The 14,813-nt window shown below is 61.3% G+C and carries 19 protein-coding genes; 7 read left to right on the forward strand and 12 right to left on the reverse strand.

The genetic code is table 11. The features are described from left to right. Positions 1-85 precede the first annotated feature (85 nt). Positions 86-1,051 carry an NAD(P)H-dependent flavin oxidoreductase gene (locus AC07W7_RS06470; RefSeq protein WP_495038954.1) on the reverse strand — a complete coding sequence of 322 codons (966 nt, stop codon included), beginning with the start codon at positions 1,049-1,051 and terminating at the stop codon, positions 86-88. Between the two features lie 312 nt (positions 1,052-1,363). Between AC07W7_RS06470 and AC07W7_RS06475 the strand changes: the two genes are divergently transcribed. Continuing rightward, complete coding sequence (locus AC07W7_RS06475) at positions 1,364-1,618, forward strand: hypothetical protein (protein WP_076962481.1); 255 nt, start codon at positions 1,364-1,366, stop codon at positions 1,616-1,618. Positions 1,619-1,705: 87 nt separating this feature from the next. Here AC07W7_RS06475 and AC07W7_RS06480 read toward each other — a convergent pair whose 3' ends face one another. Beyond that, complete coding sequence (locus AC07W7_RS06480; RefSeq protein WP_495038955.1) at positions 1,706-1,993, reverse strand: type II toxin-antitoxin system RelE family toxin; 288 nt, start codon at positions 1,991-1,993, stop codon at positions 1,706-1,708. Next, the gene (locus AC07W7_RS06485; protein ID WP_076962558.1) at positions 1,983-2,222 is read right to left on the reverse strand and encodes a type II toxin-antitoxin system RelB/DinJ family antitoxin; all 240 of its coding nucleotides are present in this window, start codon (positions 2,220-2,222) and stop codon (positions 1,983-1,985) included. Before AC07W7_RS06485 ends, AC07W7_RS06480 begins: the two co-directional genes overlap by 11 nt. A gap of 273 nt (positions 2,223-2,495) precedes the next feature. Between AC07W7_RS06485 and AC07W7_RS06490 the strand changes: the two genes are divergently transcribed. Further along, positions 2,496-2,642, forward strand: a complete 147-nt coding sequence (locus AC07W7_RS06490; RefSeq protein ID WP_162843705.1) for a hypothetical protein — start codon at positions 2,496-2,498, stop codon at positions 2,640-2,642. 21 nt (positions 2,643-2,663) lie between these two features. On the opposite strand, the gene AC07W7_RS06495 is transcribed toward AC07W7_RS06490, so the two are convergent. Together AC07W7_RS06495 and AC07W7_RS06500 are read right to left on the reverse strand one after the other, a co-directional pair. Beyond that, entirely contained in the window at positions 2,664-3,056 is a 393-nt protein-coding gene (locus AC07W7_RS06495) for a VOC family protein (protein WP_076962479.1), read from the reverse strand. Between the two features lie 57 nt (positions 3,057-3,113). Beyond that, complete coding sequence (locus AC07W7_RS06500; protein WP_032863543.1) at positions 3,114-3,299, reverse strand: hypothetical protein; 186 nt, start codon at positions 3,297-3,299, stop codon at positions 3,114-3,116. A gap of 130 nt (positions 3,300-3,429) precedes the next feature. Between AC07W7_RS06500 and AC07W7_RS06505 the strand changes: the two genes are divergently transcribed. Continuing rightward, complete coding sequence (locus AC07W7_RS06505) at positions 3,430-4,344, forward strand: LysR substrate-binding domain-containing protein (protein ID WP_076962478.1); 915 nt, start codon at positions 3,430-3,432, stop codon at positions 4,342-4,344. 27 nt (positions 4,345-4,371) lie between these two features. Here AC07W7_RS06505 and AC07W7_RS06510 read toward each other — a convergent pair whose 3' ends face one another. The 4 genes from AC07W7_RS06510 to AC07W7_RS06525 form a co-directional block, all read right to left on the reverse strand. Continuing rightward, positions 4,372-5,298, reverse strand: coding sequence for a LysR family transcriptional regulator (locus AC07W7_RS06510; protein WP_169901171.1), 927 nt, complete (start codon positions 5,296-5,298; stop codon positions 4,372-4,374). 138 nt (positions 5,299-5,436) lie between these two features. Then, positions 5,437-6,624: a cyanate transporter gene (locus AC07W7_RS06515; protein ID WP_495038956.1), complete on the reverse strand. Its 1,188-nt coding sequence runs from the start codon at positions 6,622-6,624 to the stop codon at positions 5,437-5,439. Positions 6,625-6,754: 130 nt separating this feature from the next. Next, entirely contained in the window at positions 6,755-7,369 is a 615-nt protein-coding gene (locus tag AC07W7_RS06520) for an NAD(P)-dependent oxidoreductase (protein ID WP_169898359.1), read from the reverse strand. 33 nt (positions 7,370-7,402) lie between these two features. Next, entirely contained in the window at positions 7,403-8,269 is an 867-nt protein-coding gene (locus AC07W7_RS06525; RefSeq protein ID WP_495038957.1) for an MBL fold metallo-hydrolase, read from the reverse strand. A gap of 113 nt (positions 8,270-8,382) precedes the next feature. Here AC07W7_RS06525 and AC07W7_RS06530 point away from each other — a divergent pair, with 113 nt between their 5' ends. Further along, a complete protein-coding gene (locus AC07W7_RS06530; protein WP_495038958.1) occupies positions 8,383-9,288 on the forward strand; it encodes a LysR family transcriptional regulator in 906 nt (301 codons plus the stop codon). Between the two features lie 99 nt (positions 9,289-9,387). Then, positions 9,388-9,561, forward strand: coding sequence for a hypothetical protein (locus tag AC07W7_RS06535; RefSeq protein WP_162843704.1), 174 nt, complete (start codon positions 9,388-9,390; stop codon positions 9,559-9,561). A gap of 16 nt (positions 9,562-9,577) precedes the next feature. On the opposite strand, the gene AC07W7_RS06540 is transcribed toward AC07W7_RS06535, so the two are convergent. Continuing rightward, complete coding sequence (locus AC07W7_RS06540; protein WP_076962472.1) at positions 9,578-10,453, reverse strand: helix-turn-helix domain-containing protein; 876 nt, start codon at positions 10,451-10,453, stop codon at positions 9,578-9,580. Positions 10,454-10,642: 189 nt separating this feature from the next. Between AC07W7_RS06540 and pobA the strand changes: the two genes are divergently transcribed. Beyond that, positions 10,643-11,827, forward strand: a complete 1,185-nt coding sequence (pobA, locus tag AC07W7_RS06545) for a 4-hydroxybenzoate 3-monooxygenase (RefSeq protein ID WP_169898398.1) — start codon at positions 10,643-10,645, stop codon at positions 11,825-11,827. 72 nt (positions 11,828-11,899) lie between these two features. Next, a complete protein-coding gene (locus tag AC07W7_RS06550; RefSeq protein ID WP_495038959.1) occupies positions 11,900-13,399 on the forward strand; it encodes an MDR family MFS transporter in 1,500 nt (499 codons plus the stop codon). Positions 13,400-13,432: 33 nt separating this feature from the next. Here AC07W7_RS06550 and AC07W7_RS06555 read toward each other — a convergent pair whose 3' ends face one another. Together AC07W7_RS06555 and cynS are read right to left on the reverse strand one after the other, a co-directional pair. Continuing rightward, a complete protein-coding gene (locus tag AC07W7_RS06555) occupies positions 13,433-14,275 on the reverse strand; it encodes a cache domain-containing protein (RefSeq protein WP_169867045.1) in 843 nt (280 codons plus the stop codon). 55 nt (positions 14,276-14,330) lie between these two features. Beyond that, positions 14,331-14,801, reverse strand: a complete 471-nt coding sequence (gene cynS, locus AC07W7_RS06560; protein ID WP_099168026.1) for a cyanase — start codon at positions 14,799-14,801, stop codon at positions 14,331-14,333. Positions 14,802-14,813: the final 12 nt, after the last annotated feature.

Raw genomic sequence — 14,813 nt, forward strand, 5'->3', positions numbered from 1 at the left:
GCCAATCCCCTTGTGGGAGCTGTCGAGCCCCGGCGAGGCGGCGATGGCGGCGGCACAGGCACTGAAGAGGTCACCTGACCCGCCGTTATCTGAGGTCCAAGCGTTTGCGTGAGGCTTGATACTCACCCTTGAGCCGCTCGATCAGCTTGCCGGCCGGCAGTACCGACTTGACGGCGCCCACGCCCTGGCCTGCCCCCCAGATATCTTTCCAGGCCTTGGCCTTGGCCCCTTCACCGGTGCTGAAATTCATTTTTGAAGGGTCGGACACTGGCAGTTCATCTGGGTCCAGACCGCTGTTGGCGATGCTTTGGCGCAGGTAATTGCCATGCACACCGGTGAACAGGTTGGAGTAGATGATGTCGTCGGCCGAACTCTCGACAATCATTTGCTTGTAGGCAGATTGGGCATGGGCTTCTTCAGTGGCGATGAACGCCGAGCCGATATAGGCCAGGTCAGCGCCTGCCGCCTGGGCGGCGAGAATCCCATTACCGTGTGAAATGGCCCCCGAAAGCAGCAGCGGGCCGTCGAACCATTCACGAATTTCCTGGATAAGCGCAAAAGGCGAAATTTTCCCCGCATGGCCTCCAGCCCCCGCAGCCACGGCAATCAGGCCGTCGGCGCCTTTCTCAATGGCTTTTCTGGCGAAGGTATTGTTGATCACGTCGTGCAGCACGATGCCGCCGTAGGCGTGTACCGCCTCATTCACATCCACCCTCGCACCCAGCGAGGTGATGATGATTGGAACTTTATATTTGGCGCACAGTGCCAGGTCATGTTCGAGCCGATCATTGGACTTGTGCACGATCTGGTTGACCGCAAACGGCGCAGAGGGCTTATCCGGATGCAGGGCATCGTACGCGGCCAACTCGGTGGTGATTTGTTTCAGCCAATCCTCCAATACCGGCGCCGGTCGTGCATTCAGCGCGGGGAATGAACCCACTACGCCGGCCTTGCATTGGGCGATCACCAACTGAGGGCTGGAAATGATAAACAGCGGCGAACACACCACTGGAATCGAAAGACGGCCTTGCAAAACAGCAGGGAGAGACATAGCGGCTCCAATCGGATCGGGTGTCGGATACCCGGCGAGGAGAAATTAGCAGGGTGAATTTTAATATGCAACTGGTTGCATAGTTGCTGCCCCGGCCGCTACCCGCAAGCAATGTATTTGCTGTTCTATGGTAAACGCTCCATAAACCCGACATTTGCCCGTCACACCCCGTACTACATAACAAACATACCTTTTCATGCAGGTTTCCAAAACGTTACGCACAGCGCCTGCGTTGCGCCTCCCTCTGTAAGTCAATATCGTTTGCCGTGTGTGAGATAAGCCTCAGATCCCAACACTGCAAAGGAATGCCTTATGAGCAAAAACACGAAAAAGACCTCCGGCAAGATGGCCACATTGGCCGCCGAAACCCTGAATAATCCAAACGCCTCAGCCATCGCCAAAAGCCTGGCTGCCTCGGCGTTGGCTCAACGTGGTACGGATAAGCAGACCAGTGCACAGATGGAGGAAAAAGCTGGAAAGACGCTTCAGAGCGATAAGTACAGCGAGCAGACAAAAGCCCTTGCTGCCTCCGTGCTCTCCCAATCCAATAAAGAGCGGGGAAGCTGAGTGGCGACCAGGCTGTCGCTCCCAGAAGCTGTTGAGGGGCAGCGTGCAGGCCATGGTCTCCGAATGGGGTGAGCCCCGTCGCGGCTGTCAGCTCAAGCGCTCAGCCGCTTTACGATAAACCTGGTCCCGTTCACGTTTATCAACAGCGACTACAACCACGGTAACTTCCTGATCAATCACCTGATAGACCAAGCGATAACCGCTGCTGCGCAGTTTGATTTTGTAGCAGTCGGGCAAACCGTGCAGGCGGTTGGTTTCAATGCGCGGATTGGTCAGGATTTCTCCCAGCTTTTTCTTGAGCTGCTGGCGTACGGTCTCCCCTAGTTTTTGCCACTCCTTCAGCGCTCGTGCATCGAACTCAAGGCTATAGGTCATCCAATGAAACCTTCACGCGTTGAGGCGCCGCCAACCTCTCTCGTACGGTTGCCATCAGTGCCTCGTCATCCTCAGTCATCAAGACTGGTTTGAAGGGCAACTGACCACGCTCTGCCACATACTGCAGAGCCTGGCGCATCAGTTCGGAAGGCGTGACACCGAGTTTTTCCAGTTCACGATAAGCGCGTGCCTTAAGGTCGTCGTCGATACGGATATTGATAGAGGCCATGCTGTTGGTTCCCGATGTAATGACGTTGGTCATTACAATGGGCTGGGATGAGCTTTTTGACAAGTATTCCTCGACGTTTGACCGAGTATGGCGCTTACCATGAATGGGCAATCTTACTGCGGCTCGGCTTGGTCAGCATTCCATCAGCTGTAACTGATTTTTAAGATGTGTGATACGTCGAGGGCGTTTGGTTGCTGGGGTTTTGTTGGCCCGCCTGGCAGGGCTGTTCTATGCTGAGTTTATGTGTCCAATTCTTACGGACGGGAGATGGGTATGAATAACGAACCCAAGCCACGCGACGACTCGGCGCAGGAGCGCGCGCGGCAGCTTCGCGAAGAAGAGAAACCGCAGACCTGGAAGCACCCGGATGATGGGACGGAACTGTCCGAGCGCGACCAGGAGCGCCCACTTAAGCCCTGATGTCAACGATGGGCCCAGCGTTCACCCGGCTATCGGCGTACACAACTCCACCAGCGTGCCATCCGGGCAGCGCACATAAGACACCACCTGGCCCCAGGGCTTGCTGCTCGGTGCCGAGAGTTCGCTGGCGCCTGCGGCCAGCGCCTTGGCGTGGGCGGCCGGCACGTCAGCGGTCACCAATCCCAACTCCATGCCCAGCGGTTGCTTCGAGGTATGAGCGGCAACGTGCCCGCCCTTGAAATTCATTTCCCCCAACTCATGGGCGGCGAAGGCCAGGGTAGTGCCCCCGGTTTCCAACTCGCCATAGGTCCCTGATTCATGCAGAAAGCGTCGGCTGAAGCCAAAGGCCTGTTCAAAAAACTGCAGCGACGCGGCAACGTCCGGGACGTAGACGATGGTGTAGGCGAACTTCATGGCTAAGCGCTCCGTGCTTGAAAAAGTGGCTATTTAGAGGGGGGGACAACGGGCTCGTCAACCTGCCGATACCAGCAGCGCCGTGGGAAACCCCGACGCCAAGACCAGGTACGCCACAATGGCGGCCAGGCACAGCCCGACAAATACCCGCAGCAGTGTCCTGGCGGTTGGGTGGGCGATGAACCTGATGCTCCAGATACACAGCCCGGCCATCAGGATGGCCAGGGCAAGAATGACCAGCACAGGGGGTGTTCTCGGTTGCCATGGAAGCTGATTTATAGTCCCAAACCCGTCGGTTGGATAGTCGGCGCATAGACGCAGGCCCCGCTGTGTTCCTAAACTGCCGGCAGTCTTGGGCTGTAGGGCGTTTGTCATGAATCGCAATGAATTACGCAAGGCCGACATCAACCTGATGGTGGTCTTTGAAACGCTGATGCTTGAGCGCAACGTGACACGGGCGGCGGAGAAGCTGTTTCTCGGCCAGCCGACGATCAGTTCGGCCCTCAACCGCCTGCGCACGTTGTTCAACGACCCGCTGTTTATCCGCGTCGGCCACCGCATGGAACCCACGGCGCGGGCCGAGGAACTTATCCTGCATCTGTCGCCGGCCCTGGACTCGCTGTCGGCGGCGTTGAGCCTGACCCATGATTTCGACCCGTCTGTCAGCACCATGACCTTTCGCATCGGCCTGTCCGATGACGTCGAGTTCGGCCTGTTGCCGCCGCTGCTGCGGGCCCTGCGTAGCGAAGCGCCGCAGGTGGTGTTTGTGGTGCAGCACGTTGATTACTGGCGGATTCCCGATTTGCTGGCCTCTGGCGATATCACGGTCGGCATCACCCAGACGCGCGGCCTGCCGGCCAATGCCAAGCGCAAGTTGTTGCGCCATATCCGCCCCAGCGTGCTGCGCGCCGATGCCTCGGACCAGCCGCTGAGCCTCGACGAATACTGCGCGCGGCCCCATGTACTGGTGTCCCACACCGCCAACATCACGGGTTTTGCCGATGAGTGGCTGGCGCAGATCGGTCGCCAGCGGCACGTGGTGTTATCCGTGCCGCAATACAGCGCCTTGCCGGCACTGCTGGCCGGCACCGATATGATCGCCAGCCTGCCGGATTACACGGCCCAGGCCATGGCTGCGGCAGGCAGCCTGTTTTGTGAGCCGCTCCCGTTCGATACGCCGACCCTGGACCTGTCCATGGTCTGGCTCAGCCATGTGGACAGCGACCCGGCCGAACGTTGGATGCGTGCGCGGCTGGAGGCGTTTATGGGGGGTGAAGTGGCAAGCTAGTGCGACACCTCTCTTGCCGCTTGCCGCTTAACTCCCACCCACCGCCACCACCACCTGCTCCCGAAACCACGCATTGGCGCTTTCCTGCTCGCTGGCCTCGTTCCACTGCATATCCAGGGTAAACCCCGGCAGGCCGTTGGGCGCTTCGCAGTGGCCGAACTGCGGTTCCACGGCCAGTAGCTGTTGCACGCGCCGGGGCAGGGTGACGATAAAGTCGGTGCCGGCAATCATCTTCAGCGCCGCGCTGTAGCTGTTGGCCCGGGCGATGACCTGGCGCTTGTGGGCCTGGCGGGCCAGCCAGCCGTCGATCATGTTGGTGTCCGAGGTCCAGGGCGTGGGGAACACATGGCGCCGGGCGACGAAGGATTGCAGGCTGAACGCCGGCTCCCGTGGGGCGGCGTGTTTGTCGAAGACGCAGACCAGGTCGTCTTCGAGCAGCATCTGGGTCCTGAGGTCCTTGTGCTCACGATGAAAGTGCGGGCCGAAGCAGATCACCAGGTCCAGGCGCCCGTCGCGCAGGGCCTCGACGGGAATCTCGGTTTCCAGCTTCTGGACGTTGACGATCACCGGCAGGTCGGCGTGATCGAAGTTTCTCAACAGCCTGGGCAGGATCAGTTGCTCGAAATATTCGGGCGCGCAGAGGTTGAAGGTGACGGCTTTTTGCGTGGGGTCGAAGGCCTGGGCGCCCGCGTGGCAAAGGTTGATGCTTTCGAGGATTTTCTGCACATGCCCGTACATGGTGCTGGCTTTGTAGGTCGGGCGCATGCCGGCGCGGGTATTGATAAACAGATCGTCTTCAAAGCTGGTGCGCAGCTTCTTGAGGCTGTAACTGACCGTGGACTGGCTGACAAACAGGGTTTCGGACACATCGGTGACGCTGCTTTGCTCATACACAGCGACAAACACCATCAGGTCCTGCATATCGAGCTTTCTAAGCAAGTTGCTGTTTAGCATTCGTTCCGTCCGTGGGCCTGTTGCGCGACCGCAGCGCAAACAAGGCAAAATGTTAACGGAACGCTCGTACCAATAGAAAGGTCTGTCGGACCTTTCTATGTCTACTGTGGGACAGATACTGTTTGGAATACGACGCCCCTAGCGGATATGCCGTGCATAGTGGCGCGGGTCGAAGCGCAGGACCATCAGCAGCATCACCACCACCACCGCGGTGAGCGACCACCAGGCCCACTCGAAACTGCCCAGTTGGTCGCGGATCACTCCGGCAATCAGCGGCGATATGCCGGCAATCAGGTAGCCGATGCCCTGCACGAACGCCGTCAGGCCACCGGCGCGGCGCGGGTTGTCCAGATGGTCGAGGGACAGGATCAGGCTCATCGGGAACAGCCCGCCAATGCCCAGGCCCAGCAGGCATGGCCACAGTAAGGTGAGGTGCTGTGGGGAGAGGATCAGGCCGCAGAAGCCGGCGATGATCAGCACCAGCAGCACGGCAACCACGCTGCGTTTGTCCTGGCGCCGGTTGGCAATGGCCGGGGTGAGCAGCCCGGAGACCACCTCCATGGCGGTCAGGAAGCCCAGCAGCAGGCCGGCATTCTGTGCGCTCCAGCCTTGCTCGACGTAGTACGGCGCCAGCCACGCCAGTACGCAGGTGTAGGACGCGGTACCAAGGCCGAAGAAAATCGCCAGCAACCACGCGCGGCGATTGCCAAAAAAGGACGCCTGCGCGTCGGCACCGGTTTGGGGCAGGGGAGGGAACGCCGCGCGCTGGGCGGACCAGAACAGCAGCGCCACTACGGCGAGCACCGCCCAGATCGCCAGGCCGATGCGCCAACTGCCGGTCTGCACCTGGATGAACGGCGAGAACGACGCCGCCAATGCCGCGCCGCCCATGATCGCGGTGACGTACAGGCCCATGAACAGCGAAACGTTGTCACTAAAGCGCGACTTGATCAACGCGGGCAGCAACGCCTGGATCAGCGCAATGCTCACGCCGGCGGCGATGGCGCTGAGGATCAACTCGGCGGCGGAGTCGAGAAACAGCCGCGACAGGGTGGCGAGGCCAATCAGCACCAGCGCCAGCACGATGCTGCGATGCTCGCCAAAGCGTTTGCCCAGGCCGATGCCGAAGAACATCGCCAAGCCCATGGCCATCACCGGCAACATGGTCAGCAACGACGCGGCGCTGAAACTCAGCGGCACCTCGCCGCGGATCGACGACAACAAAGGCCCCACCGCCGCCATGGACGGCCGCAGGTTGAGGGCCACCAGCACGACGCTGATCATCAGCCAGAGGGCGGTGGTGGGTTTGGCGTGGACGTTTTCCATGGGCGGGCCTTGAGCGGACAAGGCTGCTATTAGGCGGCTGAGCAGGGCAGGGAGCAAATGAAAAAGTCGCAGGGGGTATTGAAAAACTGCCTCTGCAGGCGCCGGCAAGCCGGCTCCTGCAGGGGGGGTGTCAGTAGCCTACGGTAAAGCGCTGGCGCGAATGCTTCGGGGTGTCCACTTCATCGATCAATGCAATGGCGAAGTCGGCAAAGCTGATCCAGCTGCGGCCCTCGCTGCTTACCAACAGGTCATCCTGGCCCAGGCGGAATGTGCCGGTGCGCTCGGTCTCGACAAACTCTGCCGAGGGCGAAAGGAAGGTCCAGTCCAGCGCCTTTTCCTGGCGCAAGGTCTCAAGGAACACCGCGCCAGCACTGGCTTCGGCCTTGTATTGGGCAGGGAAACCTTCGCTGTCGATGACCCGCCCACCGCCCGGCAACAGCAGCGAACCCGCACCGCCCACCACCAGCAGACGCGGCACACCAGCCTGTTTGACCGGCCCGATCACGGCGGCAGCGGGCAGGGTGGAAAAATGCGCGGCGCTGATCACCACATCGCTGCCGCTGATGGCCTGTTGCAGGGCATTGGCGTCCAGGGCGTCGGCCTGTTTGACGGTCAGGCCGGGGCGCGCGGCGAGAGCTGCGGTGTTGCGTGCGATGGCCGTGACCGTGTGGCCGCGACGCAGGGCTTCTTCCAGCAGTTGGCTGCCGGCACGGCCGGTGGCACCAATAATTGCGATTTTGCTCATGACGTTCTCCAGTGCGGTAAGGGGTGGATCAATTCACCACTGCATTTCGCCCTTGGCGACTTTGGCGCTCAGTTCCAGGGAGCTTTCATCGGCCAGGTTCGGGTAGCGTTTTTGCATGGCCGCGATCAGGGCGGCGGAATCCTTGGCCTTGGCGGTTTCTAGGTCGAACGCCTTGATGTAGTCGGCCGTGAAGGCGACGGATTTGACCGAAGGCGTGCCCAGGTAGTGGCCGGGGACCACGGTGGCCGGCTTGAGTTTTTCGATACGTTGCAGGGTGTCCAGCCAATCGGCATGGGATTGCGCGCCCTGGGTGTCGGCCATCCACAGGTGGATGTTTTGCGAGACCACCACACCGCCGACCACGGCCTTGATCGATGGGATCCAGACGAAGCTGCGATCGGGCTGCGGGCCGTCCAGGCCGATGACTTCCAGCGATTGCCCTTCAAGCGTCAGGTGATGGCCTTCGAGCACTTGGGGAATAAGGGTGTTGGCGGGTTTATCGGCGCCCATTTTCGGGCCCCAATAGGCGATTTTTCCGGCAACGGTGGCCTTGATATGCTCGACCACCGGCTGCGGTGCGAGGATCCTGGCCTGTGGGAAGGCGCGGGCCAGGGTGTCGAGGCCGAAGTAGTAATCCGGGTCGCCATGGCTGATATAGATGGTGGTCAGCTGTTTGCCGCTGGCGCGGATCTTCTGCACCAGTTGCTCGGCCTGGCCCTTGCCGAACTGCGCGTCCACCAGGATCGCGTCTTTTTCGCCGCTGACCAGCACCGAGCTGACGGGGAAGATCGCCGCTTCACCCGGGTTGTACACGTCGAGGGTGAGGTCGGCGGCGGCGGCGTGAGCGGCAAAGCCGAGTACGGTGGTGGCCAATACAAAACGCTTGAGGGTGGTGAGCATGTGCAGGTCCAGGTCAGAGGTGCCTTGGCAGGCGATGAACAGAGCTTAGTTGCACTGAACGCAGCAAAAAATGCGATGCTGGAACATAGTTTGTTTCTAAAACCGGGCAAATCATGGATCGTCTTCAAGCAATGCGGGTGTTTGTCACGGTGGTCGACCTGGGCAGCCAGTCGGCGGCGGCCGATCATCTGGACCTGTCGCGCCCGGTGGTGTCGCGCTATCTGGCGGAGCTGGAGGACTGGGTCGGCGCACGCCTGATGCACCGCACCACGCGCAAGCTCAGCCTGACCGCCGCCGGCAGCGAAACCCTGCCGCGCTGCCGGCAGATGCTGGAATTGTCCTGCGACATGCAGGCCGCCGTCAGCGAACCGGACAACGCGCCCCGGGGCCTGGTGCGCCTGAGCGTCAGCACTTCGTTTGGCCAGGCGCAACTGGCCGAAGCGATGGCCGAGTACGTCAAGCGCTACCCGCTGGTGTCCATTGACCTGCAAATGCTCGACCGCACGGTGAACCTGGTGGATGAGCGCATTGACCTGGCGATCCGCACCAGCAACGACCTGGACCCCAACCTGATAGCGCGGCACCTGACCGTATGCCGCTCGGTGATCTGCGCATCGCCCGGCTATCTGCTGCAACACCCGCAACCCCGGCGGGTAGAAGAGCTGGCGGGGCACAACTGCCTGACCCATTCCTACTTTGGCAAAAGCCTGTGGCATTTCGAGGAGAACGGCGAACCCGTGTCGGTGCCGGTGCACGGCAATATCAGCGCCAATGAGGCCAGCACCTTGCTGCGCGTGACCCTGGCCGGGGCCGGGGTGGCGATGTTGCCCACCTATCAGGCCGGCGACTACATCCGCAGCGGCCAGTTGATCCGCCTGCTGCCCCAGGCCGAGCCCCGGCAGATGAACATGTACGCGGTGTATGCCTCGCGCAAGCACATGCCCCAGGCGTTGCGCAGCCTCTTGGATTTTTTGGTCGTGCGGTTCCCGCCAGAGCCACAATGGGATGCAGGGTTATAGGCCTGATAAGACGCCTGAATACCTGTCAAAACTGGCAACTCTTCCTGGCTGGCCTATGCTTAAGACAGCACCTTCTTGATCTGTCCGGAGGTCACCGCCATGACGATCAAAACCAGAAAGTACCTGAAGATTTTCACCCTCTGTGCCTTGGCCACGGCCCTCTACGGCACCGCCGTCTACCGCGCCGAACAGGCCCGCCTGCAACCCGGCATGGCCGCTGCCTGCAACCATGGGCAATGCACCTACTCGGCGACCCTGAGCGACTTGCGCTGACTAGGCGGGTGTGGGGTCAACCCGCATTCAGCTGTTCGCGAAACGCCTTGGGTGAAAACCCCACGCGCCGGCGAAACAGCCGCGAAAAGTTCGTCGGATCAGAGAACCCCAACACGTCCGACATTTCATTGATGGTCATGCTGGTGTAGGTCAAAAGGCGCTTGGCCTCCAGCAATTGGCGGTCGTGCATGATCTGCAAGGCCGGCTGCCCGCCCAGTTCGCGGCAGGTGCCGTTGAGGTGCGACACCGAGATCCCCAGCGTGTGCGCCAGGTCTTCGATCTTCGGGTGTTCACGGTAGTGCTGCTCCACCAACTGGGTGAAGCGCCGAAAATACTCAAGGCTGCGTGGCGCCCGTGGATGGCGGCGCTGGATGGCCTGGCGGCTGATCCACACCAGCAGCACGCTGACCAGGGCGTGCAGCATCATGTCCCGGGCCGGGAGGTCGTCGTTGTATTCGTCCTGCAGCCGTGCGAACAGGCTGTTGAGGTAGTCACTGTCCTCGCCCGCCGGGTAACTGCCCAGGGTGCTCAAGCCGTCTACCGCCGAGCCCAGTTGACCTTGTAGATGTGCCACCAGCGGCGCGGCCAGTGTCACCACAAACCCTTGCACATCCTCGGCAAACCGAAACCCATGCACGCATAACGGCGGCAGCACTTGCAGGGTCGATTCGGTCAGCGTCGTGCGCTGGCCTTCGATCTCCAGTTGCGCCTGGCCCTTGTACACATAGAGCAATTGGCACAGGTCGGCATGCCGGTGGGGTTGGATTTCCCACTGGTACTCGCGGCTGCGCCGGGAGATGGTCTCGCAATGCAACAAATCCGGGGTCGGCCACTGTTGGCTTTCTCCGTAGAGTTTGAACACTGGAATCGCGGGACTGGCATTTTTGGTCATGGTTTCAATCCGATACTCAGGACAGTGGTTCGGTAATCGCCCCAATTGGCGAAAAGCGCAGGTTTTGGCTCAGTTTTCACCTTCTGGTAATGGCCGCTCAAGGGAAAAATGCCAGCACCAAATCCAATGACAACGCTTTCACCGATAACGTTCGGGGGAAGCAGGCGGGCCATAAAAATAATGAAAACCCTGAAAACCCAAGTCGCCATCATCGGCGCCGGTCCTGCGGGGCTGTTGCTCGGTCAATTGCTGCACAACGCGGGGATTGAAACCCTGATCCTTGAGCGCCAGGCCCCGGACTATGTCCTTGGGCGCATTCGTGCCGGGGTGCTGGAGCAGGGCATGGTCGACCTGTTGCGCCAGGCGGGCGTCAGCCAGCGCATGGACGCCGAGGGCCTGGTGCATGAAGGCTTCGAGCTGGCCCTGAATGGACGCTTGCAACATATCGACCTGAAAGCCCTGACCGGCGGCCAGACCGTGATGATCTACGGCCAGACCGAAGTCACCCGCGACCTGATGGCCGCCCGCGCGCAGGCCGGCGCGATCACCCTGTATGAAGCGCGCAATGTTCAGCCCCACGACCTCAAGGGCGAGCGGCCCTGGCTGACCTTCGAGCACCAGGGGCAGCCGGTGCGCCTGGACTGCGACTACATCGCCGGGTGCGACGGTTTCCATGGCGTGGCGCGCCAGTCGATTCCCGCCGGGGTGCTCCAGACCTTCGAGCGGGTCTACCCGTTCGGCTGGCTGGGCCTCCTCGCCGACACCCCGCCGGTCCACGGGGAGCTGGTATACGCCAAGCACCCGCGCGGCTTTGCCCTGTGCAGCATGCGTTCGCCCAGCCGCAGCCGTTATTACCTGCAGGTGCCGGCCGAGGAGTCGCTTGATGCGTGGTCCGACCAGCGCTTCTGGGATGAACTCAAGGCGCGCCTGCCCGATGAGTTGGCGGCGCAATTGGTGACCGGGCCGTCGATCGAAAAAAGCATCGCCCCGCTGCGCAGTTTTGTGGTGGAGCCGATGCAGTACGGGCGCCTGTTCCTGCTGGGGGACGCCGCCCATATCGTGCCACCTACCGGTGCCAAGGGCCTGAACCTGGCGGCCAGCGATGTCAGCACCTTGTTCACTATCTTGCGCAAGGTGTACCGGGAAGGGCGCGTGGAGTTGCTGGAGCAATACTCACAGATCTGCCTGCGGCGGGTCTGGAAGGCCGAGCGGTTTTCCTGGTGGATGACCTCGATGTTGCACCCGTTTCCCGAGGCCGATGGCTTCAGCCAGCGCATTGCCCAGAGCGAGCTGGAGTATTTTGTCGAGTCTGAGGCGGGGCGCAAAACTATTGCAGAAAATTACGTCGGACTTCCTTACGAGGCTATCCAATAGCGGGCTATCGAGTAAGCTGTCGGGCATTGCCACGGGGCTCTTTTCCCGTGGGCCTTGCCTACAGGTTCTGTTGTGACCCAGACCACTCCTGCCGTACGCAGTATCCTGGCCGCGCTGATGCTGGCGATTTTCCTCGGCGCGCTGGACCAGACCATTGTGGCCGTGTCGATGCCGGCTATTTCCGCGCAGTTCAACGACGTCAACCGACTGGCCTGGGTTATCTCCGGCTATATGGTGGCGATGACCGTGGCGGTGCCGATCTACGGCAAGCTTGGCGACCTGTATGGGCGCCGGCCCATGATGTTGATCGGCATGGGCCTGTTCACCGTCGCCTCGCTGTTTTGTGGCCTGGCGCAAAGCATGGAACACCTGGTGTTGGCGCGCATCCTCCAGGGCATCGGCGCAGGCGGGATGATTTCCGTGAGCCAGGCGATCATCGGCGACATTATCCCGCCCCGCGAGCGTGGGCGTTACCAGGGTTACTTCAGCAGCATGTACGCGGTCGCCAGTGTGGCCGGGCCGGTGTTGGGCGGCTATATGACCCAATACCTGTCGTGGCGCTGGGTCTTTCTGATCAATCTGCCCTTGGGCGCGGGCGCCTGGTGGGTGGCCCATCGCACACTGGTGGGGCTGCCGGTGCCGCAGCGCAAGCCGATCATCGATTACCTGGGCACAGTGCTGATGATCATCGGCCTGACCGCGCTATTGCTGGGCATCACTGAAATCGGCCAGGGCCATCATTGGCGCGATAAGCCAGTCCTGGGCCTGTTGGCATGTGCCCTGCTGGCATTGACGGTGTTTGTCTGGCACGAGCGTCGGGCGCGGGAGCCGTTGTTGCCCATGCACCTGTTCGCCAACCGCAATGCGGTGCTGTGCTGGTGCACGATTTTCTTCACCAGTTTCCAGGCCATCTCGCTGGTCGTGCTGATGCCCCTGCGTTACCAGAGCGTCACCGGCGCCGGTGCCGACAGCGCCGCCCTGCACCTGCTGCCGCTGGCGATAGGCTTGCCCATGGGCGCGTTCTTTGCCGGACGCATGACCTCCGTGACCGGCCGCTATAAACCGATGATCCTGACCGGGGCGCTGCTTATGCCGATAGCGATCCTTGGCATGGCCTTCAGTGCACCCCAGTCGCTGATCCTCAGCAGCCTGTTCATGGTGCTCAGTGGCATTGCGTCTGGCATGCAGTTCCCGACGTCCCTGGTGGGCACGCAAAACTCGGTGGCGCAACACGATATCGGCGTCGCCACCAGCACCACCAACCTGTTCCGCTCACTGGGGGGCGCGGTCGGCGTGGCCTGTATGTCGGCCTTGCTGTTGGCGTTGTTGCAGGATTCGAGCTTTGCCCATCTGGCCAGCGGCTCGATGATGGCTGAAGGCAGCTCCGGCAATGTTCTGCTCGATGGCCTCAACGCGGCCCCGGGCCCGGCGCAGGATGCCTTGCGCGCAGCGTTGCTGAGCACCTTCCAGCATTTGTTGATGGTCAGCGCGGCAGTGTCGTTGCTGGGGCTGGCGGCGGCGATTGTCATGCCCAATCAACTGCTGCGGGGGCGTGAGGACCGGGCGCGATAGCCGGACGATAGGGTCCGGCCTCAGCCAAGTGGCTCAAGGGCTGTAGTAACCCACCGCCACCAGAAAATGCCCACTCTTGCGCAGATAGGCATGCTTGTTTTCCACCTTGTCGGTCACCGGGTTTTTCCAGCGGTATTCATATTCCCCCTGACCCTGCTCCTTCATCAATTGCAGGATCGGCTCACCCACAGGCTTGCCGTCCGGGTCCTTGACCTTGGCGAAGTCGGTGTTGACCAGGCGCAGGTTGGTGCCGTGGGCCACATAGCGTCCGGTCTCCAGGTCGACCACAAACACATACAGGTCGTCCTGCAAAAATCCGCCTTGCAGCGCATTGATTGCCTTCAAGGTGGCGGCTGCGTTTTTCTCCAGTGCCTTGACCGCCTTGTCGCGCAGGGCCTTGGCCTGTTCGGGCGTGGCCCGGGGCAGGTAATAGCCGACGGCCAGGATGCGCTGGCCGATACGCTGGTAGAACACATGTTTGCGTTCCACCTTGCCGTCGTTCCAGTTCTGCCAGTGGTATTCGGCCTGCTGGATGCCATTGCCTTCCGGGATCTTCAGCGCGTCCTTGAAGGACTGGCGCAGGTCTGGCCCGAGCACTTCGGATACATCGCGCCCGATCAGCGCCGATGAAGGACCGCCACTGGCCAGCAGCACGCCCTTGGTATCGACCACGAACACATAGCGGTCCTTGTCGACAAACTCGCCCTGGCGGCTGAAGGCGGCGAAGGCTTTGTCACCGTTGTCGTGGTAATAAGCCAGGGCCTTTTCCAGCAAGGCTACGGCTGCTTTGGCGTCCTGTTCCTGGGAGGGTGCAGCGTGCACCTGGCTGAAACCCAATATCAGCAGCAGCCAGGTGGCTTGGAGCATTGCCTTCATTGACCCGTTCCTCGTTCTTGTGCAAGTCCCAAGAGCGTAGACGGTTGTCGGCGGGTTAGAACGGCTTGGTTGGCAGGTATTTACCGTCCAGGGTTATCACCGCACGGGAACCGCCGTCCGGGTCTTCGACCTTCTTGATGTCCAGCTTGAAGTTGATGGCGCTGATGATGCCGTCGCCGAACTGCTCGTGGACCAGGGCTTTGAGGGTTGAACCATAGACCTGCAGCATTTCATAGAACCGGTACACGGTCGGGTCCGTCGGAATGCCACCGGGGATGCTGCCACGCAGAGGCACGCTTTGCAGCAGGCGGCTGGCGTCCGCGTCCAGGCCCAGTTTGTTGCACACCACATCGGCGGCCTCCTTGGGCAGCGGGTGTTGCCCAAGCAGGGCGGCGGTGACGAACGCCAGGCTCAGGCCGGTGCCGTCGGCAAGATCCTGCCAGGACAGGTCCTTGCGGGCCTTGAGATCAATCACGGTGTCGGCCAGGGCCAGGCGTGGGGTTTGGCTCAATTGGGATTGCAGCATGATGGTTTCCTC

The sequence above is a fragment of the Pseudomonas sp. GW821-FHT01D09 genome (assembly GCF_059422465.1).